This is a genomic window from Citrobacter sp. NCU1 (assembly GCF_010231475.1).
GTDB lineage: Bacteria > Pseudomonadota > Gammaproteobacteria > Enterobacterales > Enterobacteriaceae > Citrobacter_D.
In genome coordinates this window covers 1-22,880 of the sequence record NZ_NRDO01000010.1, presented here as the reverse complement: position 1 = coordinate 22,880, position 22,880 = coordinate 1, and the positions used below count along the sequence as shown (strand labels likewise).

The 22,880-nt window shown below is 53.4% G+C and carries 23 protein-coding genes; 10 read left to right on the top strand and 13 right to left on the bottom strand.

Annotated features, from left to right (window positions below; all coding sequences use genetic code 11):
• Positions 1-7: 7 nt before the first annotated feature.
• From CJP72_RS04510 to CJP72_RS04485, 6 genes are read right to left on the bottom strand one after another with little or no spacing between them, the layout of a single operon-like run.
• A complete protein-coding gene (locus tag CJP72_RS04510; RefSeq protein ID WP_162379700.1) occupies positions 8-457 on the bottom strand; it encodes a phage tail protein in 450 nt (149 codons plus the stop codon).
• Positions 458-467: 10 nt separating this feature from the next.
• Entirely contained in the window at positions 468-3,392 is a 2,925-nt protein-coding gene (locus CJP72_RS04505) for a phage tail tape measure protein (protein WP_162379699.1), read from the bottom strand.
• Positions 3,393-3,509 carry a GpE family phage tail protein gene (locus CJP72_RS04500; RefSeq protein WP_000763324.1) on the bottom strand — a complete coding sequence of 39 codons (117 nt, stop codon included), beginning with the start codon at positions 3,507-3,509 and terminating at the stop codon, positions 3,393-3,395.
• An 8-nt stretch (positions 3,510-3,517) separates the two neighbouring features.
• Entirely contained in the window at positions 3,518-3,853 is a 336-nt protein-coding gene (locus CJP72_RS04495) for a phage tail assembly protein (protein WP_162379698.1), read from the bottom strand.
• A 14-nt stretch (positions 3,854-3,867) separates the two neighbouring features.
• Positions 3,868-4,383 (bottom strand): phage major tail tube protein, encoded by a 516-nt coding sequence (locus CJP72_RS04490; protein WP_162379697.1) that lies wholly within the window; start codon positions 4,381-4,383, stop codon positions 3,868-3,870.
• A gap of 12 nt (positions 4,384-4,395) precedes the next feature.
• Positions 4,396-5,589 carry a phage tail sheath subtilisin-like domain-containing protein gene (locus tag CJP72_RS04485; RefSeq protein ID WP_162379696.1) on the bottom strand — a complete coding sequence of 398 codons (1,194 nt, stop codon included), beginning with the start codon at positions 5,587-5,589 and terminating at the stop codon, positions 4,396-4,398.
• Positions 5,590-5,747: 158 nt separating this feature from the next.
• On the opposite strand from CJP72_RS04485, the gene CJP72_RS04480 reads away from it, so the two are divergent.
• The gene (locus tag CJP72_RS04480; protein ID WP_162379695.1) at positions 5,748-6,866 is read left to right on the top strand and encodes a phage late control D family protein; all 1,119 of its coding nucleotides are present in this window, start codon (positions 5,748-5,750) and stop codon (positions 6,864-6,866) included.
• 48 nt (positions 6,867-6,914) lie between these two features.
• Positions 6,915-7,157, top strand: a complete 243-nt coding sequence (locus CJP72_RS04475) for an ogr/Delta-like zinc finger family protein (RefSeq protein ID WP_162379694.1) — start codon at positions 6,915-6,917, stop codon at positions 7,155-7,157.
• Positions 7,158-7,190: 33 nt separating this feature from the next.
• On the opposite strand, the gene CJP72_RS04470 is transcribed toward CJP72_RS04475, so the two are convergent.
• Entirely contained in the window at positions 7,191-7,904 is a 714-nt protein-coding gene (locus CJP72_RS04470; RefSeq protein ID WP_162379693.1) for a hypothetical protein, read from the bottom strand.
• Between the two features lie 286 nt (positions 7,905-8,190).
• On the opposite strand from CJP72_RS04470, the gene fieF reads away from it, so the two are divergent.
• The 6 genes from fieF to CJP72_RS04440 all read left to right on the top strand — a co-directional run bounded on the left by fieF (position 8,191) and on the right by CJP72_RS04440 (position 15,296).
• The gene (gene fieF, locus CJP72_RS04465; RefSeq protein ID WP_162379692.1) at positions 8,191-9,093 is read left to right on the top strand and encodes a CDF family cation-efflux transporter FieF; all 903 of its coding nucleotides are present in this window, start codon (positions 8,191-8,193) and stop codon (positions 9,091-9,093) included.
• A 185-nt stretch (positions 9,094-9,278) separates the two neighbouring features.
• On the top strand, positions 9,279-10,241 hold the full coding sequence (gene pfkA, locus CJP72_RS04460) for a 6-phosphofructokinase (protein ID WP_162379691.1): 963 nt from the start codon (positions 9,279-9,281) through the stop codon (positions 10,239-10,241).
• Positions 10,242-10,463: 222 nt separating this feature from the next.
• Entirely contained in the window at positions 10,464-11,453 is a 990-nt protein-coding gene (gene sbp / locus CJP72_RS04455; RefSeq protein ID WP_162379690.1) for a sulfate/thiosulfate ABC transporter substrate-binding protein Sbp, read from the top strand.
• 106 nt (positions 11,454-11,559) lie between these two features.
• Complete coding sequence (locus tag CJP72_RS04450) at positions 11,560-12,309, top strand: CDP-diacylglycerol diphosphatase (RefSeq protein WP_162379689.1); 750 nt, start codon at positions 11,560-11,562, stop codon at positions 12,307-12,309.
• Between the two features lie 72 nt (positions 12,310-12,381).
• The gene (locus CJP72_RS04445; RefSeq protein WP_162379688.1) at positions 12,382-13,686 is read left to right on the top strand and encodes an SLC13 family permease; all 1,305 of its coding nucleotides are present in this window, start codon (positions 12,382-12,384) and stop codon (positions 13,684-13,686) included.
• A gap of 137 nt (positions 13,687-13,823) precedes the next feature.
• Complete coding sequence (locus tag CJP72_RS04440) at positions 13,824-15,296, top strand: DASS family sodium-coupled anion symporter (RefSeq protein WP_162379687.1); 1,473 nt, start codon at positions 13,824-13,826, stop codon at positions 15,294-15,296.
• A gap of 45 nt (positions 15,297-15,341) precedes the next feature.
• Here CJP72_RS04440 and tpiA read toward each other — a convergent pair whose 3' ends face one another.
• Both tpiA and CJP72_RS04430 read right to left on the bottom strand, forming a co-directional pair.
• Entirely contained in the window at positions 15,342-16,109 is a 768-nt protein-coding gene (tpiA, locus tag CJP72_RS04435) for a triose-phosphate isomerase (RefSeq protein ID WP_162379686.1), read from the bottom strand.
• Between the two features lie 109 nt (positions 16,110-16,218).
• Positions 16,219-16,815, bottom strand: coding sequence for a YiiQ family protein (locus tag CJP72_RS04430; protein WP_162379685.1), 597 nt, complete (start codon positions 16,813-16,815; stop codon positions 16,219-16,221).
• Positions 16,816-16,915: 100 nt separating this feature from the next.
• Here CJP72_RS04430 and CJP72_RS04425 point away from each other — a divergent pair, with 100 nt between their 5' ends.
• Positions 16,916-17,338, top strand: a complete 423-nt coding sequence (locus CJP72_RS04425) for a DUF805 domain-containing protein (RefSeq protein ID WP_162379684.1) — start codon at positions 16,916-16,918, stop codon at positions 17,336-17,338.
• Between the two features lie 99 nt (positions 17,339-17,437).
• On the opposite strand, the gene fpr is transcribed toward CJP72_RS04425, so the two are convergent.
• The 4 genes from fpr to CJP72_RS04405 all read right to left on the bottom strand — a co-directional run bounded on the left by fpr (position 17,438) and on the right by CJP72_RS04405 (position 21,985).
• Positions 17,438-18,184 carry a ferredoxin--NADP(+) reductase gene (fpr, locus tag CJP72_RS04420; RefSeq protein ID WP_162379683.1) on the bottom strand — a complete coding sequence of 249 codons (747 nt, stop codon included), beginning with the start codon at positions 18,182-18,184 and terminating at the stop codon, positions 17,438-17,440.
• A gap of 220 nt (positions 18,185-18,404) precedes the next feature.
• Entirely contained in the window at positions 18,405-19,415 is a 1,011-nt protein-coding gene (gene glpX / locus CJP72_RS04415) for a class II fructose-bisphosphatase (protein WP_162379682.1), read from the bottom strand.
• A 195-nt stretch (positions 19,416-19,610) separates the two neighbouring features.
• A complete protein-coding gene (glpK, locus tag CJP72_RS04410; RefSeq protein ID WP_162379722.1) occupies positions 19,611-21,119 on the bottom strand; it encodes a glycerol kinase GlpK in 1,509 nt (502 codons plus the stop codon).
• Positions 21,120-21,139: 20 nt separating this feature from the next.
• Entirely contained in the window at positions 21,140-21,985 is an 846-nt protein-coding gene (locus CJP72_RS04405) for an MIP/aquaporin family protein (protein WP_162379681.1), read from the bottom strand.
• Positions 21,986-22,377: 392 nt separating this feature from the next.
• Between CJP72_RS04405 and zapB the strand changes: the two genes are divergently transcribed.
• Entirely contained in the window at positions 22,378-22,623 is a 246-nt protein-coding gene (zapB, locus tag CJP72_RS04400; RefSeq protein ID WP_162379680.1) for a septal ring assembly protein ZapB, read from the top strand.
• Positions 22,624-22,880: the final 257 nt, after the last annotated feature.

The window sequence follows — 22,880 nt, the reverse complement described above, 5'->3', positions numbered from 1 at the left end:
GCTTTTCTTACATTGAAAGGTTGTTTTTCACCAGAGAGAAGAGATCGTCGGTGGTCGTTTCGGCCAGCTTTTCCCGTATGTCCTCGCTTACCCGTTTCAGGTTGAGCGTAAAATCAATTTTCCTTGCCTTTCCGTCCTTAAAAAACTCCGCCCGGTTTTGCGTTATCTGCTCGATCACGTACATGCCGTAGATCTTTCCGGTGCCTTCAATCAACGGCCAAGGACGCCCGGAAAAGGCCATTGTTTCCAGCGTGATTAGAGACACATCACCGCCGCTTATTTCCGGGTACAGCGTGCCGCTGAGGCTGAACGGTTCTTCGTCTGCCCCGATGAACTGATAGCGCGGAGATTTCCCCACGCGATCGTTTTTGACGTGCCGCCAGGAGTTAGTTTTATTCGAACTCTGATAAGGCGTGGTTTGCAGTGAAAAGGGGAACATCCCCAGAATCATCATCATCGTATTGCCCTTACACGTGATCGGTCAGTTGGGAACGCTTGCGCCGGTCGGCTTGCTGCTTCGCTAACGCAAGTTCTTCGCGCACGCGCCTGATAATGGTTTCTTCATCCAGTTTCTGGCCGCTAAAGTCGAAGTTAAGGTTATAGACGTCACCACCAGGCGCAGGCATTAACGCAGCGACGGAAGCCGCAGACGGCGACGCCGAAACGGGCACCCGTGCGGCGGGCTTCTCAACCTGCCACGGGGTAACGGAAGAAATCAGCGTGCCGGCCTGCTGCGTCACCCAATCGGTAAGGGATGGTAGCTGGCGTTGTGCCTGCTTAAGCGGTTCAGAATATCCCCCACGGATCGGGATATAGGGTTGCTTATTCTTGAAGACGATTTCGCCCGGGCCGTCTTTCTTCTCTGTGGTGTTGGTGGCGATTTTGTCCAGGCTGCTGCTCATCTTCGGCACGATATTGGCCGGGCCTTTGAGCGAATTAATCAGGTTGTCCTGTTTCTTCTGCCCATCGGCTTTTTTCTTCTCTTCGGCTTTTTTGCTCTCCTTCGCTACCGCCTGCACATCGCCAGAAAAAGCGCTAACCCTGTCGGCCAGGTTGTTAACTGCCTGCGGCGTCATTTGCTGGGCTACCTGCTGCGCAGCTTTCGCGGCGTCGGGTATGGCGCCCAGTTTTTCCAGAATCCAGCCCAGCCCGTTGGCAACCGCCTGAATAGGGAGCGTGAGCGCGCTGATAGCAGAACCTACCACCTTGCCGAATGTTTCCCCGGCACTGGTGCAGGATGCCAGCGCTTCGCTGGAAAACTGGATCGGTTCCAGCAGTTTGGTGAACCACTCCCAGACGCCGCTGATCGCGTTGCCGATGGTGTCGAACAGTGGCGCAAGCGGTGCAAACACGGCGTTAAATGCCTGGGTGATTGGCTGTAGGCCAGCCATCAGGCCAGTAAAGAAACCGCTGAAAAATGCCTGAATGGGTTGCCAGAACTTAATGACGGCCACCGCAGCCGCTGCAAAGAGTGCGATCAGCCCCCAGACCGGGGCGGAAATACCCGCCAGCAGTGTGATCAGGGGGCCGAACACCATGCGACCGGCGCTTAACAGTGCCTGCATAGGCGAACCGGCAAGCCACTGGAAGGCACCACCCAGCCGCATCACGCCGCCAGTCAGCCGGGCTATTCCACCTTCACCGGCCAGCGTGGTGAAGCTGAGGCGGACGAGCGCCATCGGGCCGAGCACTGCACCAATGGACAGCATCAGGCCACCCACGACAACCAGCAGCGCGCCTATGGCGGCGGTAACTTTCATGATTGAGCCAACTAACGCCGGGTTAGCTTCAACCCAGCGGCGGATGCTGCCAACTACCTTACTGACGGTAAGCATGATATCCATCAGCGGATCGCGAAGGGTTTCGCCTGCGGCGCTTAAGGCGTTAAGGGTGCCTGTTTTGGTGAGTTGCCATTGTGATGAAAGAGAATCTTTGTTGATATCTGATTCCTTTTGCATCGAACCTTTGGCCGCAACTCCCTGTGTTAACTCTAATTGTCGCCTTAGTTCAGGCAGTTTATTGGCAAGCTTCTGCGCATCGTCTCCGAACTCTTTACCGAAGATTTGAGTAAGAGTGGCAACTTGGTTATCGCCCAATTTTTGGGAGGCTTCCAGCACTGAAATGATTGTGCCCATCGCGTCCACCGACATGCTCTTCTGGACTTTTTCGGCACTGAGGCCGAGAGCGTCCAGCCCCTGCATGAAGCTTTTACCCTGAACCGTCGCGATTGAGAGTTCGCGCACCATTGCATTGGTGGCGCTGGCGGCAACTTCGGCAGGGGTGCCGAGCGTCAGAAAGGTGGAACCCAGCGCGGCGGCTTGCTTGTAATCCAGTTGATTGGCAAGCCCGCCAACACGCTGGAGCACGTCGATAATATCGGAGCCTTTCGACTTCGCGTTATCGTCCAGGTAGTTGATGGCGTCGCCTAACTGCTCAATGTTTTTTACGGGGATGTTATACAGGCCTGCAATTTTTCCGAGGCTTTCGGAAAGCTGATCGGCAGGGAGTTCGAAGGCCACCGAAGCCTTTGCCGCCATGCTGGCGAAAGACAACAGATCGGCTTTTTGCTTCTGCCACGGATCATTGCTGTTTGCTACACCCATACGTGCGCCGCCTTCGACCAGGGCAGCATAATCAACAGCACCGTTTGCCATCGGCAGCTTTTCGCTGGCGTCTTTAATGGCCTGCTGCATTTCTTCGTATTGTGGGGTGCGGTTGCCTTTATCGTCGCGCAGGCCGTTTACCTGTTTGGCTACGCCCTTCATGGCGTCTTCAAGGCTGCTGTAGGCTTTCACCGCCGCGGCGACAGGTGCGAGAGTTGCCGCACCCACGGCGGCGGTTTTCATCCCCCCGCCCATCATTTTTTCGCCGGTTTCTTTGGCGCGGCTGTAGCGGGCCTGCGCCTGGTTAACGGCGTCAAGCCGTCGCTGCTGTTCGGCTAACTGGCGGTTGTACTGCGCGGTGCGCTGGTTGATCTGTTCGGTCGCCCGGCTGGCGCTGCTGATCGCAATGCCTTCGCTGTAGAAGCTGGCGCGCAGCTGGTTAAGCTGTGTCTGTTCGCCTTTCTGCTGCTGGGTTAACTGACGGATGGCCGCGCGCTGCTGGTTGAGTGCGGCAACCTGTTCGGCACTGCGCTGGCGCAGCGGGCCATAAGCCGCCGCCATTTCCCGCGCCTGCTCTTTCGCCTGGGCCAGTTGTTCCGTGGTTTTTTTATTGGCTGCGGTGAGGCGGTCAAAGCTGGTCGCCTGACGCTCAAGCCCTTTAATGCTGGTTTTGGTCTGGTTGATTTGAGACGCCAACGCGGCGGCACTCTGGCGCGCCGCGTTGACAGGGCGGGACATATTATTCAGGGCGCTAAAAGCCACCTTGATATTTAAATTGCGGTCTGCCATTTAGTGATCTCCACCACTGCGCGCAGCCGCCTGATCACGCCATAACAGTATTTCCTGTACTGTCATGGCGTCCATTTCTACCGGCCGCCAGTGGAAAATGACGGCGATATCTGCCATCAGGTCTTCTATGCGTTCGCAGGGGCATCGGATGATTCGTTGCCCGTATCCGTCGCGATCGGATCCGAAGAGGGTTGCAAAAAATCAACCACCGCGTTGGCTAACTGGCAGAAATCCCAGGTATCCATACGGGAAATTTCATCGGCGGTTAATGCCGGAGCGGTGACACGTGGCAGCAGAATAACCAGCGCGTCATAGTTTGACGTCAGCACGTCATAGGCTTTTAAGCCGCGCAGTGATCCGGCTTGCTTGAGCACGGAAGTGATCGCCACTTCGGTGATTTTGGTCTTACCGCGAACAATCGGGGCGGTAAGAATGACGGTGTTTTCTTTGGTCTTGCTCATGGTGCCAGGTTTCCTTAAAGGCCGATGTTAGCGCGGTGTTTTTCCAGAACATCCGTACCAGCAACTTTGTAGATCATGTTGAGCACATCAATTTCGATAATCTCTTCGCTATTGATGGTCAGCTTGTAATAGGTATTTTTCAGGGTGTACTTATGCGAAGTATCATCCCCAACTTTTGCCGAACCGGGATCCAGTTCAGTGAAGCGGCCGCGCGTCTGGATTTCGCACGGTATGGCGTCGCCGGTCGCGTCGTCCTGATAGGAACCAGCAAAGCGCACCTGCATTCCGTCAGCAGTGGTAACGCCCCATTTCTTCATTAGCCCGGCATCCATACCGCCAAGCGTGATATCCATATCCAGGGCGCCAGCATCGAAGCCCAGATCAACCGCAACCGAACCGGGCATACCGCCCGCCTGGTAGTCTTCGGTTTTTTTGGTGAGTTTGGCGGGGGTGATTTCCGGCACCATGCCGAAGTAGTTATCCCCGTCAAAGAACATATTGAAATATTTAAGTTTCTTAGGCAGTGCCATAAGCGCCCCCGGTTAGTTGTTCACTGCGCTGGAAAACGTAGCGAAGTAGGTATCGGTAAACGTCTGGATCAGGCTGAGATTTTCCAGCGGCGGAACCGGCGTGTAATCGTAGTTAATGGTCAGTTGACCATTGCGCAGCGTTTCCGTGGTGTTCGGTGCCGGGTCGTACCAGCAGCGGGCGCCAAGCAGCTTGCCAGCCGTCACGTAAGCGGTAAGTTTCTTGTTGATACCGTCCACAATGTCCTTAACCAGCGACGGCGTAAGCGGCTTATCAACATAGGCGAAGTGGGCTTCTGCGACGGTATCGGCAACGATCTGCGCGGTGCGGGTGTAGCTTTCGAAGATATAAATTTCTTCATCGCAGGTGCGCGATCCCCAGATGCGGTAGCCGTCCTGCTTAATCAGCGTGGTGACGCCCGCCGCGTTCAGTTCGTCGGCATCGGTATCGGTGCCCTGCAACGTGAAGTAAATATCCCGATCCATTCCCAGCACGTTATTAACGGGCACGTTGGAAATGGTTTTATGCCAGCCCTGCGTTGCGTCAATTTTGGCGCGCATCCCAACCGCATGGGCGCCAACGGGCACGGTGGCATTGGCCCCGGCGTTGGTGTCGTAGCAGATGAAGTTAGGCCAGATAACCATCATTTCACGCTGTGCGAACTGTTCGCGGTACTCCTTCACTTCGGCGATCGTGTTGCAGCCGTTTGCTGCCACGTATGCAAAGGCGCGCAGCTTTTCGGCAATGACGCCAAGTTGTGCGGCTACCGCTTCCGTATCAAGCCCAGGAACAGCCAGGACACGCGGGCGCACGCCTACGCGCATTTCGGCAGACAGCAGCGCATACATACCCGTAAAGCGCCCGTTTGCATCAGTGCCACCGATCACCAGCTGATCCTGTGTCGGCGCGGTGCCGGTTTCTGGCGGTTCGATATTGGCCGCATCAGCAACGCGGATCACGATAGTCTGCGGGCTGGTCTGGTCTGAAATGGCTTTCAGGGTGGTAAAGAGAGTGCCGGTTTTGCCTGCTTTGCCCAGCATGTTAGCCACGCGGGTGATCAGTACAGGGGTATCCAGCGGGAACGCCTCTTCGTCTGCATCATCGGCGGTACAGACTACGCCGATCACCGCCGAATCAACGTCGATAATCATCGTGCTAAGGTCGGTGTTTTCCGTGACGGTCACACCGTGATGGTAGTTAGTTGGCATGTATTTGGCCTCGCCAGTGTAATGACTGTGAATATCATTGCGACAATGGCGCGGCGATGCGACGAATAAGGGTTGTCAGCAACCTGCAACAATGACGGGGCGTTGTCCATGCGCGCGCGCGTGGCGACGATGTACCCCATGATGATGAAGGGGCTGATATGGACACGACAGAAAACCGATATTCGCCGCGCCCGGCGTTCAGTATCGAAATTGAAGGTAAGCAACTTACGGCGCTGGATAACCGGTTGATCTCCCTTTCGCTAACCGATAACCGGGGCTTTGAGGCGGACACGCTGGATCTGACTCTGGATGATGCAGACGGGCAGGTAGTCTTACCGTCGCGCGGCGCAAAGATATCGGTGGCGCTGGGCTGGGATAATGATCCGCTGGTCTTTAAAGGGGTGTATACGGTTGACGAAATCGGCCACGCTGGCCCGCCTGACCAATTGACGATCAGCGCCAGAAGCGCAGATTTCCGCGATACCTTCAACGTGAAAAGGGAATATAGCTGGCACGATATAACCGTGGGGGATGTGGTCGCCAGCATTGCCAGCCGCTACGATTTGCGCGCGGGTGTCAGCGAAGAGCTGGCGAAGATTGAGATCGACCACGCCGATCAGACGAGTGAATCAGATATCAGCTTCTTAACGCGCATGGCCGAAATGCTGGGCGCGGTGGCGACCATTAAAAACGGTATGCTGCTGTTTATCACGCCAGGCAAGGGCGTGACGCAAAGCGGCAAGCCGCTGCCGGTGATCGAGATAGTGCGAGCAAGCGGAGATAAGCACCGGTTTAACGTGGCCGACAGGGATGCGTACACGGGCGTAACGGCGTACTGGCTTGATCTTAACTTTGGCAAAAAGCCATCCACCACCGTGAAGAAAACCACCCGCAGGCACCGAACCACCCAGGCCAAAAAGAAAGAACCCGCATCGAGCAAGAAAGAGGGGGATTATCTGGCCGGGGCTGACGGTAACGTTTTTGTTATCCGTAAAACCTTCAAAACAGAAAAGGCGGCGAAGCGTGCAGCCGCGGCTAAGTGGCGGGAGTTGCAGCGCGGGGCGGCAACGTTCAGCATCACCCTGGCGCGTGGCCGCGCAGATTTGTACCCGGAACAGCCCGCCAGTGTTTACGGCTTTAAGTCCACGATCGATAGTGGAAGCTGGACGATAACGCGGTGCGTTCATGATGTTGGCGGCGGCGGGTTTACCACGTCGCTGGAACTGGAAGTTAAAATTGACGACTGGACAGCGGAGAGTGACGATTCAACGTCTTAAGCGTTATACTTGCGTTGATATTAACCAGTCCTGAAAGGAGGCCCGCGTATGGCAATGCGCTGTCCTCGCTGCCGTGCAGTAGCAAAAACCAGAACCAGCGTTGAGCTGAGTTTGCTTGTACGGCGCAGCTATCACCAGTGTCAAAATATGTTGTGCGGGTACTGTTTCACCAGCATGACGGAAATAGACGGATCACTAAACCAGACTCAACCCGCCCCCGGCGCTCTGGTGCCACAAGAGGCTTTCCCACGAAGTCACCACGGCGACGATCAGTTATCGCTGGCACTGTAAAAAAAGAACCCGCCTTTCATGGCGGGTTTTTATTTACTCAACGATTTTAATTATTTGTCCTGTTTTTATATCAACATCGGCCGAGATGGTTTGCTTGACTGTCGCGCCGTATACGTTGCTACCCCGAAATGTAGTGCTGACGATGGCGTGAGGGGTATCTTTCAGGAAAAGACGATAAGTCGTTTCAACATGTTTATACGAAGAATCGTCATGCATAGTTTCTTTGATACGGGCTTCTAAAGGTTTATAGGTGCCATTCCAATGACTGAATTGATCTTCGAAAGTGTCGAAGTTGATGCGGTTTGAGAGCGAGCCGGGATCGTTGTCGTAGTCGGTTTTGCACCAGCTAAGAACCATACCTAACTGTAAGCCTTCGGATTTAGTGTAAGAATACTCACTTATACAGCTGTAAAATCCGTCTGCTGCTGATTTTGTTAAGCCTGCAAATTCTGCGTAGTTGTCTATCCATTCATGACGTTTTGTCTGCGTGCTTAATCTCCAGTCTTTCAGTGTTTGGGTTGCGAATTTATAAGCCTTCTCTGGTTCCGCTCTCTTCTCTTGCGCGACAGCGGCAGGCTTTTGGGTGGGATATAAAATTGATCCAATAATTCCAGCCGCTAAGCAAACCCCAAGGTAAACGGCAGATGAACGTTTCCTGTTTGGCATAAGTACCAGTTTTGGGCTGATCAAACCTATCCAAAAGGCCAGACCGGCAACCGCTGCAATAATCGTGATGACTTTTTCCATTGAGAACCCTCCGTATTAAGGCGGGTATTATTGTCGATGGTGCTCAAAAACGAAACAGCCAAGCGCGGTGCGCCTGGCTGGTTTTTTGTCGAAGTGTAGTCAAAATGTAGACGAAGTTTAGAATAAATCCTTTTATTCCATTGTGTTGCTGGTTGGATTTCTTCACCATCCCTGTCTTCCCCCACATGATGTGGGGGTTTTTTTTGTCCTCAATTTGTCATCCGGTTATTGTCTGACTGTTTTACGCCATCCGTTATACTACCGGCATGTCCTGGCAGGAGTGCTTATGAATCAAACCTATGGACGGCTGGTAAGCCGGGCGGCAATCGCTGCGACAGTGATGGCGTCGTTATTACTTTTAATCAAGATTCTTGCGTGGTGGTACACCGGATCGGTGAGCATTCTGGCGGCGCTGGTGGACTCGCTGGTGGATATCGCCGCGTCGTTAACGAATCTTCTGGTCGTGCGCTATTCGCTGCAACCCGCAGACGATGAACATACTTTTGGTCACGGCAAGGCAGAATCGCTGGCGGCGCTGGCGCAAAGTATGTTTATTTCGGGTTCTGCGCTGTTTTTATTTTTGACCGGTATTCAACACCTCATCCAACCCACGCCGATGAAAGATCCGGGCGTTGGCGTCGTGGTGACGATTATTGCACTGGTCTGTACGCTGATTTTGGTCACGTTTCAGCGCTGGGTCGTTCGCAAGACGCAAAGTCAGGCAGTGCGGGCAGATATGCTTCATTATCAGTCTGATGTTATGATGAACGGAGCGATTCTTGTGGCGCTTGGACTTGCCTGGTATGGTTGGCATCGTGCAGACGCCTTGTTTGCGTTGGGAATCGGCATCTATATTCTATATAGCGCGTTACGCATGGGATATGAAGCGGTGCAATCATTGTTGGATCGCGCATTACCCGACGAAGAACGTCAGGAAATTATTGGAATCGTGACAACATGGCCGGGGGTCAGCGGCGCTCACGATCTTCGCACACGGCAGTCAGGGCCGACTCGCTTTATTCAGATTCATTTGGAAATGGAAGATCATCTGCCTCTCGTTCAGGCGCATTGGGTGGCTGAACAGGTAGAACAGGCGATTTTGCGGCGTTTTCCGGGCTCTGATGTCATTATCCATCAGGACCCATGTTCCGTCGTGCCCAGGGAAGGCAAAAGGTTTGAGCTTTCGTAATTCGTTGTAAAAAAAGTGAACCAGGCCAGCATTTTGTGTGTAAATTACCGCCTTTTTGGCTGACCTGAATCAATTCAGCAGGAAGCGATTGCTATACTATCTGCATATGCGTTGGATCGTGTCGATATGCAGATTCGGCTTCCGGCAACAGATTTCATTTTGCATTCCAAAGTTCAGAGGTAGTCATGATTAAGAAAATCGGTGTGTTGACAAGCGGCGGTGATGCGCCGGGCATGAACGCAGCAATCCGTGGCGTTGTGCGCGCAGCGTTGACGGAAGGGCTGGAAGTAATGGGTATTTATGACGGCTACCTGGGTCTGTATGAAGACCGTATGGTTCAGCTTGACCGTTACAGCGTGTCCGACATGATCAACCGTGGCGGCACATTCCTCGGTTCCGCGCGTTTCCCGGAATTTCGCGATGAAAATGTTCGTGCCGTGGCTATCGAAAACCTGAAGAAAAGGGGCATTGACGCGCTGGTAGTGATTGGCGGTGATGGTTCTTACATGGGTGCAAAACGTCTGACTGAAATGGGCTTCCCCTGCATTGGTCTGCCAGGCACTATCGACAACGACATTAAAGGTACCGATTACACCATTGGTTACTTTACCGCGCTGGGGACGGTGGTTGAAGCGATTGACCGTCTGCGTGATACCTCTTCCTCCCACCAACGTATCTCTATCGTTGAAGTGATGGGACGCTACTGTGGCGATCTGACCCTGGCGGCAGCGATTGCTGGTGGCTGTGAGTTTGTGGTGGTGCCGGAAGTGGAATTTAGCCGCGAAGATCTGGTGGCTGAAATCAAAGCCGGTATTGCGAAAGGTAAAAAACACGCCATCGTCGCTATCACTGAACACATGTGCGACGTTGACGAGCTGGCACATTTCATCGAGAAAGAGACCAAACGTGAAACCCGTGCAACCGTGCTGGGACACATTCAGCGTGGCGGTTCTCCGGTGCCTTACGACCGTATTCTGGCATCCCGCATGGGGGCGTATGCCATTGAATTATTGCAGGAAGGTTTCGGCGGTCGTTGCGTTGGTATCCAGAACGAACAACTGGTTCACCACGACATCATCGACGCTATCGAAAACATGAAGCGCCCATTCAAAGGTGACTGGCTGGACTGCGCGAAAAAACTGTATTGATCGCAATTGCCGGATGGCGGCTTGCGCCTTATCCGGCCTACAAATGCAGCATGTAGGCCTGATAAGCGTAGCGTCATCAGGCAGAAAGGCGGAGTGAGCTCCGCCTTTTTTACGTTCATTTATATTTCCCGTAGTTATAGCAAATCTTTTTTTATTCTTTAAAGTTTGGACTTCTTTCTGGCACGCTCTGCTCATCACAACACAGCATAAGAGAGTTGGGCGATGAATAAATGGGGCGTGGGGTTAACATTGTTGCTGGCATCCACCAGCGTTCTGGCGCGTGATATTCAATTACTTAATGTTTCGTATGATCCAACGCGTGAGTTGTACGAGCAGTACAACAAAGCGTTTAGCGCGCACTGGAAACAGCAAACGGGTGATAATGTGGTGACCCGCCAGTCCCATGGTGGTTCCGGCAAGCAAGCGACCTCCGTGATTAACGGCATTGAGGCGGATGTGGTGACCCTGGCGCTGGCCTACGATGTCGACGCCATTGCGGAACGTGGCCGTATTGATAAAAATTGGATCAAACGTCTGCCGGACAACTCTGCGCCTTACACTTCCACCATCGTCTTCCTTGTGCGTAAAGGCAATCCGAAACAAATTCATGACTGGAACGATCTGGTAAAACCTGGCGTATCTGTCATTACGCCGAACCCGAAAAGCTCAGGCGGCGCGCGCTGGAATTATCTGGCTGCGTGGGGGTACGCCCTGCACCACAACAACAATGATCAGGCGAAAGCTCAGGAGTTCGTGAAGGCGCTGTTTAAGAATGTGGAAGTTCTCGATTCCGGCGCCCGTGGTTCAACCAACACCTTTGTAGAACGTGGGATTGGCGATGTCCTGATTGCCTGGGAGAATGAAGCGCTGCTGGCAACCCATGAACTCGGTAAAGACAAATTTGAGATTGTGACCCCGAGCGAGTCAATTCTGGCGGAACCGACCGTTTCGGTCGTCGATAAAGTGGCTGAGAAAAAAGGGACTACTGAGGTGGCGCAAGCCTATCTGAAATACCTCTATTCGCCGGAAGGCCAGGAGATCGCAGCGAAAAACTACTATCGACCACGCGATCCTGATGTTGCGAAGAAATATGAAAGTGCCTTTCCGAAACTGAAACTCTTCACTATTGATGAGGAATTTGGTGGTTGGACAAAAGCGCAAAAAGAACACTTCGCAAACGGTGGCACGTTCGACCAGATTAGCAAACGCTAAGCATTTCTGTGATTTTCAGGCCCGGTGGCGCGACGCTATCGGGCCTTTTTTATTTGTCATCATTTTGCGTTACTCTTGCGCTTCAATGAGATACAGGAAACGCACAATGAAAAAAACAGGTTATCTTTCACTGGCGATTGTCGTCATTGCCGCCGCAGCGGGTATCGGCTACTGGAAATTTGCAGGAAATCCGGATGCGCTACGGGAGAAGGTCCTGGAGGAGTGCGTACCAAATCAACGCCAGCAGCAAAATCCGGCGCCATGTACAGAAGTGAAGCCGGAGGCCGGTTATGTAGTGTTTAAAGACAGAAATGGTCCTCTGCAATATCTGTTGATGCCGACTTACCGCATTAACGGCACGGAAAGCCCCTTATTGACGCAACCGTTCACCCCCAACTTCTTCTGGCTGGCCTGGCAGGCGCGTAGCTTTATGAGCCAAAAGTACGGACAGGAGGTTCCGGACAGCGCCGTTTCATTGGCGATCAACTCGCGTACCGGGCGGACGCAAAACCATTTCCACATCCATATCTCCTGCTTGCGCAAGGACGTTAGAGCGCAACTTGATGACAATATGGCCAACATCGGCACTCGCTGGTTGCCGCTCGCGGGCGGATTACGCGGACACGAGTATCTGGCTCGCCGGGTCACCGAGAACGAACTGGCACAACGCAGCCCCTTTATGATGCTGGCGGAAGAGGTGCCAGAGGCGCGCTACCATATGGGGAGCTACGCGCTGGCAATGGTGCGCCAGAGCGATGGCACCTTTGTATTACTGGCCACACAGCGTAATCTGTTGGCGTTCAACCTGGCGTCTGCCGAGGAAATTCAGGATCATCAATGTGATATTCTGAAGTAACCCACCATATCTGGCGTTTACTCTATCTGCCTGTCCCCGTATTCTTGTTGAAAAAAACAACAGGAGACAGGCATGTCGCTCTGGTTTTCGCACCCACTGTTTATCCCTTCGCTGCTTGTCGGTCTCACTATTCTGCTCTGGGCGACCTCCCTGCTGCCGGAATTTATTACGGCGTTGTTGTTTTTTACCGTCGCGATGGTGGCAAAGATTGCGCCGCCAGACGTTATCTTCGGCGGCTTTGCCTCTTCGGCATTCTGGCTGGTATTTAGCGGATTCGTGCTGGGCGTTGCGATCCGTAAAACGGGGCTGGCGGATCGGGCGGCAAGGGCATTGTCGGCGAGACTCACCGACTCCTGGTCGTTGATGGTGGCGAGTGTGGTGTTACTCAGTTATGCACTGGCGTTTGTCATGCCTTCCAACATGGGGCGCATCGCATTGTTGATGCCGATTGTTGCGGCGATGGCAAAACGCGCCGGGATTGCTGAAAATTCGCGCGCCTGGTATGGCCTGGCGTTGGCGGTGGGTTTCGGCACCTTCCAGCTTTCTGCCACAATCCTCCCTGCTAATGTGCCTAACCTTGTCATGAGCGGCGCGACGGAAGGTTCGTATGGTATCCATTTGAACTATTTGCCGTATTTATTGCTGCATACCCCCGTCCTCGGCTGGCTCAAAGGGGCGGCGCTTGTCCTCCTTATTTGCTGGTTGTTTCCTGGTAAACCTCATGCGCCGGACGAGACCTCATCTCCCGCGCCCATGAGTCGCGATGAAAAGCGGTTATCCTGGATGCTGGCGGTGGTACTGGTGATGTGGGTCAGTGAGGCCTGGCATGGCATTGGCCCTGCGTGGACCGGTCTGGCGGCGGCAGTGATTACCTTGCTGCCGCGCGTGGGCTTTATCAATGGCGAGGAATTTTCCAGCGGCGTGAATATTCGCACGTGCATTTATGTGGCTGGAATTTTGGGTCTGGCCATTACTGTGACGCATACCGGGATTGGTAGCGCGGTCGGAGAGGCGTTGTTGCAGATTATGCCGCTGAACACAGAAAATCCCTTCACCAACTTCGTCGCGCTGACCGGGATCACCACCGTCCTCAACTTTATCATGACTGCCAATGGCGTTCCGGCGTTGTATACCACGCTGGCAGAGAGTTTTTCCGATGCGACAGGGTTCCCGCTGCTTTCGGTCATTATGATTCAGGTGACTGGCTATTCCACGCCGCTGTTGCCGTATCAGGCATCGCCCATTGTCGTGGCGATGGCGTTAGGGAAAGTCCCGGCCAGAGCCGGTATGATGCTGTGTCTGGCGCTGGCGCTGGTCACCTGGATGGTGTTGCTGCCGCTGGATTATTTATGGTTCAGCGTACTGGGAAAATTGTAGCTGTCTGGCGTCATGAATCCTGAATAATTCAATCATTCAATGCTTCCATTTTGTGATTTAGTTGATTGTTTTATCAGCAAAAGTAACAGTTAATAGCCGGGAACACACTCGTTCAGAAGAAATTCAAGGATTAACTCATGGACAGGTTAACCCCTATTCGTCTCTGGCCTGCATTTCTTTCGGTTTTCATTACCCTGATGTTGTGGTTTGTTGTCCCCAACCCTTCCGGTGTGACTCCTGAAGCCTGGCATTTACTGGCGTTATTTATTGGTACCATCGCGGCTATTATTGGTAAAGCCCTGCCTATTGGCGCTATCGCCATCATTGCGATTATGCTGGTGGCAATGACAGGCGTTACCAATCCAGGTAAACCCGCAGCGGCGCTAAATGATGCGCTGAGCGGCTTTTCTAACCAACTGATCTGGCTGATTGGTTTGTCGATTATGCTCTCGCAAAGTTTGTTGAAAACGGGGCTGGGGGCGCGGATTGGCTATGGGTTTATCGCGTTGTTTGGTAAACGTACGCTGGGTATCGCCTGGGCATTGACGCTGGCTGAAACATTGATTGCGCCAGTGACCCCCAGTAACACCGCACGCGGAGGCGGTATCATCCATCCGGTCATGCGCGCCATAGCAGAAAGCCTGGGGTCACAACCGGGGAACAGTGAAAATGGGTCGACAGGCCGTTATCTGGCGCTGGTGAACTACAACATTAACCCCATCAGTTCGGCGATGTTTATTACTGCAACTGCACCTAACCCACTGATTGTTACCTTTTTAACTAAAGGCACCGATGGGGTATTGAACATGAGCTGGGGGATGTGGGCGATAGCCGCGCTGCTCCCTGCGGTGGTGTCACTGGTGCTGATGCCACTCGTCATCTGGTGGCTTTATCCCCCTGCCATTACACGCACACCTGATGCTCCGCAGTTCGCGCGACAAAAGCTTGACGCTCTTGGGCCTTTGTCACTTGCCGAGAAAATTACGCTCGCCGTTTTTGCTCTGCTGCTGTGTTTGTGGGCGGGGCTCCCGGCGCTCATTATGGGGAGCGGCTGGACAGTAAACCCGACCAGCGCCGCCTTAATTGGGCTCTCAATTTTGCTGATCTCTGGGGTATTGAGCTGGGATGACATTCTTAAATGTCGTGGCGCCTGGGATACCGTCGTGTGGTTTGCGGCACTGGTCATGATGGCTGAATTCCTCAGCAAGCTGGGGCTGGTGAGTTGGTTAGCCGTGAGTGTGGGGAATACTATCGATCATCTCGGCCTGCACTGGGGTGTCGCCACACTGTTACTGGTGCTGCTCTATGTTTACGCTCACTACTTTTTTGCCAGTACGACCGCGCATATTACGGCGATGTTTGCGGCATTCTTCGCCGCAGGATTAGCACTGGGCGCGCCGCCTGCATTGCTTGGCTTAATGCTCGCTTTTTCCTCATCGCTGATGATGTCGTTAACGCATTATGGTACGGGCACCGCGCCTATCATATTTGGCTCCGGATACGTCACACTTGCGGAATGGTGGAAAACGGGATTGGTGATGAGCGTGGTAAACCTGACTGTCTGGGGGATCGTCGGTGCTGTCTGGTGGCGCTGGCTGGGATACTGGTAAATAAAAATGTGGCGGTAGATGAGTTATCTACCGCCACAACAGCAATTACGCCTGTTTAGCCGCTTCTGCTGCTTTGACGATCACGGCGAAAGCGTCAGCTTTCAGTGAAGCGCCGCCAACCAGCGCGCCGTCGATGTCCGGCTGAGCAAACAGTTCTGCTGCGTTGGACGCATTTACAGAACCGCCGTACTGAATGATGACCTGTTGTGCGATTGCCGCGTCAGCTTTAGCAATGTGGTCACGGATGAATTTGTGAACAGCCTGAGCCTGAGCCGGAGTGGCAGACTTGCCAGTACCGATCGCCCATACAGGTTCGTAAGCGATAACCACGCCTTCGAAAGCGGCTGCGCCCTGCGTTTTCAGCACTGCGTCGATCTGACGTGCGCACACTTCTTCCGTTTTGCCCGCTTCGTTTTCTGCTTCGGTTTCACCGATGCACAGAACCGGGGTCAGGCCTTGCTCTTTCAGAACCGCGAATTTCTTAGCGATCAGTTCATCAGATTCTTTGTGATAAGTACGACGCTCTGAGTGACCGATGATGATGTACTGAGCACCGATATCTTTCAGCATTTCAGCTGAGGTTTCACCCGTGAACGCGCCAGACAGGTTCAGGTCAACGTTCTGCGCGCCCAGGATGATGTGGCTACCGGCCGCAGCGTGTTTTGCGAGGTCGATATACATTTCCGGCGGAGCGATAGCAACGCCACAGCCAGCAACGCCAGCCAGCTCTTTACGCAGGTTAGCAACCAGCTCGTTTACCATATGGCGGCTGCCGTTCAGTTTCCAGTTACCCATCACTAAAGGATGTCGCATTTCAATTCTCCACGCTTTATCAGCGAATTAAGGAATATGGCCGCCCTTCAGGGCAGCATGGTCTGTGAAACAGTATAGAGATTCGTCGCTGGAAAGGCTTTGCTTTTTGTCATTTATTCGCCCCTTCCAGGCCTTCAGATAGTGCCAGCTTAATCGGTTCAACTGCGAAGGTCAGCCCCTTTTCGCCGTTATCTGCGACAACATAGCGAATTGCGCCTTCGGTTTCAGCGTAGTAGTGCTTATTCTTGCCTGCAATAAGCAACCGTTGCAGTTTTTTCTGGCTTTGTTCCTTCGTCAGTAATGGCGCGACGCTACGAATAACGGCCGCCATATACTCCAGCGCTTTCGTTCTTGCCGTTTTTTGCTCAGGCCCTTGAATGGGGAGCCAGGTTATCTGCATGCTTTTGATTTTTAACGTGCCGCGCTCCAGCGCCGTTGACGCGTACAGGTTTTCGTTGATCTTGCTGGCGGCGCGCGTCAGATTGTCTTTGTCCCGACTGCTGTCGATAGCGCGAAACTCGTTCAGTGAGAGCTTAGGGTTTTGGCTGTTAAAGTTTTCGCGAAACTGGCTGATCGAGAGATCGAACGTTGGGGCGCCTGCCAGCAGATACGGCGCCGTCGTCGTCGAAGGCTCTTCTGCCTGCACCGTTGTGCTTACGGAAATCACAGAAAACAATAGTAAAAACAGCGTACATCCTGGCTTCATCAATCTTACCTTTCGTTATGGCTGCTCACGATTAAAACGATAACTGTCTGGCTTGTCAAAAGGGTAAACTGTGGGGCAGGGCAATAATAAAGGAACTTACATGACCATACAGCAGTGGTTATTCTCATTTAAAGGGCGAATCGGGCGCCGTGACTTCTGGATTTGGGTCGGCCTTTGGTTTGTCGGTATGCTGATTCTGTTCACTCTGGCCAGTAAAGAATGGCTTGAGATTAAAACGGCGGCGTTTGCTCTGGTATGTATGCTCTGGCCGACGGCGGCGGTAATGGTAAAACGCCTGCATGACAGAGGGCGTTCAGGTCTGTGGGCATTACTGATGATTCTGGCGTGGATGTTATTGGCTGGTAATTGGGTGATGCTACCGGGGATGTGGCAGTGGGTTGTTGGACGTTTTGTGCCAACCGTGATCCTGGTCATGATGCTGATTGACCTGGGCGCATTCGTCGGCACCCAGGGCGAGAATAAATTTGGTAAAGACACGCAGGACGTGAAGTACAAAGCATGAATCTAATGCCGGATGGCGACGCAAAGGCGTCTTATCCGGTCTACAGAAAAGCGTCAACCGAATGGCGGCATAAAGGGAGTCAGGCCATCCGGTAAAACGTTACCAGTAGTGTTCGGCAGTCATGTGGCCCGGTCGGCGGCGCAGGTGTTTGGTCATTTGCCGGGTCTCTTTCAGCAATTGCTGTGTGTCGCGAACCATCTGTGGGTTGCCGCACAGCATGACGTGGCTGGTTTCTTTATCGATCGGCAGGCCAACCGCTTTTTCCAGCTCACCGCTTTCAATTAGCGCCGGTATACGCCCGGTTAACGAACCCGCGATCGTTTCCCGACTCACCACCGTTTGAATGCGTAATTTACCTTCGTAGCGGGCTTGCAGCTCCAGCATGAGCGGCAGATAGCTTAGGTCGGCGGCGTAACGCGCGGCATGTACCAGCACCAGATTTTTAAAACGATCGACGTCTTTGCCCTGTTGCAGAATTGACAGGTAAGGGCCAATTGCCGTCCCCGTTGCCAGCATCCACAGCGTGTCGCAATCGGGCACCTCATCCAGCACAAAAAAACCGGCGGCTTCACTGACGACCTGAACTTCATCACCGGGTTTCAGCGCAGCCAGTCGTGGACTCAGTTTACCGTCGGGAACGATGACCAGGTAAAACTCCAGATCGGGATTCCCGGGTGCGTTGACATAAGAATAGGCGCGCTGGACGCGCTCGCCGTCAATCTCCAGACCGAGCTTGGTAAATTGACCTGCGGTGAAGGGATGAACCGGGGCGTGAATGGTCAGACTCAACAAGGTCTCAGTCCAGTACTGCACTTTAGTCACGTTGCCTGTTACCCACTCTGCCATGGTCTTCTCCTGTTCTGATCCCATAGCCCTATCTTCGTTCGTTGAGCGAAAGATTTCCAGCCCATATGGGCTGGAAGGCTCTATTGATCAAATTACACGCCATCCTTCACGCCGACTCTTTGTTGGCAGCACTCGCGTAATCCAGTCATAGAGCTCTCTATGTTCCTGGGTTTTGCCCGCGTGCCGCCGCGATGCAACGTGAATGATTTTGTGTAAAATTTTAAAGGATATGCGCCTGTACGTCCGGGTCTTTGCGATCGAGGTAATGAATGGACTGGATGCGGCGAATGGTGCGTGATTTACCGCGGATCAGCAGTGTTTCGGTGGTCGCGATGTTACCTTTACGGCTGATCCCCTCCAGCAGATCACCTTTGGTGATCCCGGTTGCAGAGAAGATAACGTTGTCGCTGCGCGCCATTTCGTCCAGACGCAGCGCTTTACCCGCTTCAATGCCCATCGCCTCGCAGCGCGCCAGTTCCTGCTCGCCAATGCGACGATTTTCTTCGCTGTCGCCTTTGACGTCATGACGCGCAAGCAGACGGCCCTGCATATCGCCATCCAGCGCGCGGATCACTGCGGCGGACACGACACCTTCCGGCGCACCGCCAATCCCGTACAGCACGTCGACTTCGCTGTCTGGCATACAGGTCAGAATAGAGGCGGCAACGTCACCGTCAGGAATCGCAAATACGCGCACGCCCAGCGCCTGCATCTCTGCGATCACGTCATCATGGCGCGGTTTTGCCAGAATGGTGACGGTCAGGTCACTCAGCGATTTGTTGAGCGCCTTTGCCACGTTATTCAGGTTTTCCGCCAGCGGCAGGTTGAGGTCGATAGACCCTTTTGCACCAGGGCCCACGATCAGCTTTTCCATGTACATATCCGGCGCGTTCAGGAAGCAGCCCTTATCACCAACGGCCAAAACCGCCAGCGCATTCGCCTGACCCATCGCCGTCATGCGGGTGCCTTCGATCGGATCGACAGCAATGTCTACCGCGTCGCCGTGTCCGGTACCGACCTTCTCGCCGATAAACAGCATCGGCGCTTCATCAATCTCGCCTTCGCCGATGACAATCGTCCCGTCAATGTTGACCTGATTGAGCATAATGCGCATGGCGTTAACGGCTGCGCCATCAGCAGTATTTTTATCACCGCGCCCTAACCATTTGTAGCCAGCCAGCGCAGCCGCTTCGGTCACGCGGGAAAATTCGATGGCAAGTTCTCGTCTCATAGCAAACTCGTAGCAGAAAGAAATTGCGCGAAGTGTAGCACAGGGGAAGGGAGGGGATTATTGATGTATGTGCGTGTGCAGAGTTGCCTCCACGCAAAGGTTTTGTCGGATGGCGATGCTAACGTGTTTTATCCGGCCTACATTGTATACGCACCTGTAGGCCGGATGGCGAAGCCACCATCCGGCACGGCAACATTACTCTTCGTGATCTTCCCACGCCAGGGCGCGTTTGACCGCTTTCTTCCAGCCGCTGTAACGGTAATTACGCTCGGTGGTTTCAATACCAGGGCGGAATTCACGTTCAATGACCGCTTTTTCCTGTAACTCATCCAGATTCTGCCAGAAACCTACCGCCAGGCCCGCCAGATACGCTGCACCCAGCGCGGTGACTTCGCGCACTTCCGGGCGCTCAACGCGAGTGCCGAGAATGTCTGACTGGAACTGCATCAGGAAGTTGTTGGCAACAGCGCCGCCGTCCACGCGCAGGGCATGCAAACGAATACCAGAGTCAGCCTGCATCGCTTCCAGCACGTCACGCGTCTGATAGGCAATGGATTCCAGGGTAGCACGGATGATGTGGTTAGAGTTCACACCGCGGGTCAGGCCAAAGATAGCGCCACGTGCATACGGATCCCAGTAGGGAGCGCCCAAACCGGTAAAGGCCGGTACGACATACACGCCGTTGGTATCTTTCACTTTGGTTGCAAAGTATTCGGAGTCGAATGCGTCGCTGATGAGCTTCATCTCGTCGCGCAGCCACTGAATAGACGCGCCGGCCATGAACACGGCGCCTTCCAGCGCATAGTTCACTTCGCCTGTCGGACCACAGGCAATGGTCGTCAGCAGACCGTTTTCGGACTTAACGGCTTTCTCTCCGGTATTCATCAGCATAAAGCAGCCGGTACCGTAGGTGTTTTTCGCCATCCCTTCTTTTACGCACAGTTGGCCGAACAGCGCGGCCTGCTGGTCACCGGCAATACCCGAGATTGGGATACGCGTGCCGCCCTTACCGCCAATGTTGGTCTGACCGTACACTTCAGAAGAACGACGAACTTCCGGCAGCATGGCACGCGGGATATCCAGCGCGTCCAGCATTTTGTCATCCCAGTCCAGAGTATGAATGTTGAACAGCATGGTACGGGAGGCGTTAGTGTAATCCGTGACGTGAACGCGTCCCTGAGTCATTTTCCAAATGAGCCAGGTATCCACGGTACCAAACAGCAGTTCGCCGCGACGGGCGCGCTCACGTGAACCTTCTACGTGATCGAGGATCCACTTCACTTTGGTGCCAGAGAAGTACGGGTCAATCACCAGACCGGTATTGTTGCGAACATACTCTTCCATGCCATCGCGCTTCAGGCGCTCGCAAATGTCGGCGGTACGACGACATTGCCAGACAATGGCGTTGTAGATTGGCTTACCGGTTTCACGTTCCCAGACGATAGTGGTTTCACGCTGGTTAGTAATACCGATGGCTGCAATCTGATCGGAATTGATGTCTGCTTTCGCCAGCACTTCTACCAGCGTAGAGCTTTGGGTGGCCCAAATTTCCATTGGGTCATGTTCTACCCAGCCTGCTTTCGGATAGATTTGCTCAAATTCGCGTTGCGAAACACTGACGATATTTGCATCGTGGTCCATTACGACCGCGCGAGAACTGGTAGTGCCCTGATCGAGCGCAACAATATATTTTTTCTCAGTCATCATTTTTTCCCGTAGTCACATTACAGCGAAGCTTTTTGTTGTGAAGTCGTCGTGGCGTCTTTCTCTTCCACGACACAGGTATCGCAAGGTAAATGGCGGCCAATCAGCTTGCGGTAGGCGAACGCACCCAAAATGGCGCCCGCAACAGGGCCGAACAACGGCACCAGAAAGTAAGGGATGTCTTTGCCACCAGTAAAGGCAATATTGCCCCAGCCAGCGAGCCAGGCGAAAGCTTTCGGGCCGATATCACGTGCCGGGTTCATCGCGAATCCCGTCAATGGACCCATTGATGCGCCGATAACGGCGATCAGTAAGCCGATGAGCAGTGGCGCCAGCGGCCCGCGAGGCACACCGTTACCGTCATCAGTCAGTGCCAGAATGACCCCCATCAGAATAGCGGTAATCACCATTTCAACCGCGAAGGCCTGCACAAAATTGATATGTGGGTTTGGATAAGTAGAGAAGGTCCCTGCCAGACTGAGACTTTCGGCGCTGCCACGCACGATATGATTCGTTTGTTCAAAGTCGGCAAAAAGATTGTAGTAAAGCCCGTAAACTAACGCCGCAGCGCAAAAAGCGCCGGCAAATTGAGAAATGATAAAAGGCACAACTTTGCGCTTATCAAAACACGCGAACAGCCACAGTGCGATGGTGACTGCTGGATTCAGATGAGCGCCAGAAACACCTGCCGTCAGGTAGATAGCCATCGCTACCCCGAGACCCCAGATGACACTGATTTCCCACTGACCAAAAGTAGCCCCAGCCACTTTGAGTGCAGCGACACAACCCACACCGAAGAAAATCAACAACCCGGTACCGAGGAATTCAGCAATGCACTGGCCTTTTAAGGTTGATGTTTGACTCATGATTGGATCCTGAAGAGAGTTTAATGTGTATTGTCTGCGAGGAGGTCACTGACATCCGCGATGCCCTGTAGGCATGCTGTTAATTTAGCGTTAACGAGCAAAAGCGAGAAATATCGAAATTGAAATGTGTGTGCTGCGTCAACAAAATGAGCGTTATCGCGCCATGAAGCGCATTTTGAGGCAAAGTAATAGTGTGAGCTGAATCATTTCATTAACCAATATGTTAACACTTTAGCGATATTGAACTGATGTCACCAGGACAAAGATGAAAAGTGTTGCAAACCGCGATCTGCGCGGTATGCCGCTGGACAGCGGCGACGGGGCTTCATACAATCGGCACTATATGTTGTGCGCGTTTACATTAAAGCGTCGCCTTGCAATTCAGGAGAGGTATGACCATGTCATTAGAAGTGTTTGAGAAACTGGAAGCGAAAGTACAGCAGGCGATTGATACCATCACGCTGCTACAGATGGAAATTGAAGAGCTGAAAGAAAAGAACAACAGTCTGGTGCAGGATGTTCAGTCTGCACAGCACCAGCGTGAAGAACTGGAGCGCGAGAACCACAGTCTGAAAGAACAGCAGAGCGGCTGGCAGGATCGTCTGCAGGCGCTGCTGGGGCGTATGGAAGAAGTCTAATCCTCGTCATATTTCACGTAATGGCGGCGTTGGCTGTAGGCCGGATAAGGCTTTTTGCCGTCATCCGGCACTGCAGTATTTGCCTGATGGCGCTACGCTTATCAGGCCTACGGCCCGACAGCGTGTAGCCAAATAAATATCCTCCGGCATAGCCGGAGGTTTTTCAAATGCGCCTGTAAGGCTCTGTTACCAGCCGCGCCCTAACAGGCGCATACGATCTGACATTTGCATCCAACTTCGTTACTTACGGCCCGTAA

Bases quoted from the DNA above. Each gene is read 5' to 3' on its own strand.
- CJP72_RS04510 (WP_162379700.1), bottom strand. From the start codon at position 457: ATGATGATGATTCTGGGGATGTTCCCCTTTTCACTGCAAACCACGCCT.
- CJP72_RS04505 (WP_162379699.1), bottom strand. From the start codon at position 3,392: ATGGCAGACCGCAATTTAAATATCAAGGTGGCTTTTAGCGCCCTGAAT.
- CJP72_RS04500 (WP_000763324.1), bottom strand. From the start codon at position 3,509: ATGGCAGATATCGCCGTCATTTTCCACTGGCGGCCGGTAGAAATGGAC.
- CJP72_RS04495 (WP_162379698.1), bottom strand. From the start codon at position 3,853: ATGAGCAAGACCAAAGAAAACACCGTCATTCTTACCGCCCCGATTGTT.
- CJP72_RS04490 (WP_162379697.1), bottom strand. From the start codon at position 4,383: ATGGCACTGCCTAAGAAACTTAAATATTTCAATATGTTCTTTGACGGG.
- CJP72_RS04485 (WP_162379696.1), bottom strand. From the start codon at position 5,589: ATGCCAACTAACTACCATCACGGTGTGACCGTCACGGAAAACACCGAC.
- CJP72_RS04480 (WP_162379695.1), top strand. From the start codon at position 5,748: ATGGACACGACAGAAAACCGATATTCGCCGCGCCCGGCGTTCAGTATC.
- CJP72_RS04475 (WP_162379694.1), top strand. From the start codon at position 6,915: ATGGCAATGCGCTGTCCTCGCTGCCGTGCAGTAGCAAAAACCAGAACC.
- CJP72_RS04470 (WP_162379693.1), bottom strand. From the start codon at position 7,904: ATGGAAAAAGTCATCACGATTATTGCAGCGGTTGCCGGTCTGGCCTTT.
- fieF (WP_162379692.1), top strand. From the start codon at position 8,191: ATGAATCAAACCTATGGACGGCTGGTAAGCCGGGCGGCAATCGCTGCG.
- pfkA (WP_162379691.1), top strand. From the start codon at position 9,279: ATGATTAAGAAAATCGGTGTGTTGACAAGCGGCGGTGATGCGCCGGGC.
- sbp (WP_162379690.1), top strand. From the start codon at position 10,464: ATGAATAAATGGGGCGTGGGGTTAACATTGTTGCTGGCATCCACCAGC.
- CJP72_RS04450 (WP_162379689.1), top strand. From the start codon at position 11,560: ATGAAAAAAACAGGTTATCTTTCACTGGCGATTGTCGTCATTGCCGCC.
- CJP72_RS04445 (WP_162379688.1), top strand. From the start codon at position 12,382: ATGTCGCTCTGGTTTTCGCACCCACTGTTTATCCCTTCGCTGCTTGTC.
- CJP72_RS04440 (WP_162379687.1), top strand. From the start codon at position 13,824: ATGGACAGGTTAACCCCTATTCGTCTCTGGCCTGCATTTCTTTCGGTT.
- tpiA (WP_162379686.1), bottom strand. From the start codon at position 16,109: ATGCGACATCCTTTAGTGATGGGTAACTGGAAACTGAACGGCAGCCGC.
- CJP72_RS04430 (WP_162379685.1), bottom strand. From the start codon at position 16,815: ATGAAGCCAGGATGTACGCTGTTTTTACTATTGTTTTCTGTGATTTCC.
- CJP72_RS04425 (WP_162379684.1), top strand. From the start codon at position 16,916: ATGACCATACAGCAGTGGTTATTCTCATTTAAAGGGCGAATCGGGCGC.
- fpr (WP_162379683.1), bottom strand. From the start codon at position 18,184: ATGGCAGAGTGGGTAACAGGCAACGTGACTAAAGTGCAGTACTGGACT.
- glpX (WP_162379682.1), bottom strand. From the start codon at position 19,415: ATGAGACGAGAACTTGCCATCGAATTTTCCCGCGTGACCGAAGCGGCT.
- glpK (WP_162379722.1), bottom strand. From the start codon at position 21,119: ATGACTGAGAAAAAATATATTGTTGCGCTCGATCAGGGCACTACCAGT.
- CJP72_RS04405 (WP_162379681.1), bottom strand. From the start codon at position 21,985: ATGAGTCAAACATCAACCTTAAAAGGCCAGTGCATTGCTGAATTCCTC.
- zapB (WP_162379680.1), top strand. From the start codon at position 22,378: ATGACCATGTCATTAGAAGTGTTTGAGAAACTGGAAGCGAAAGTACAG.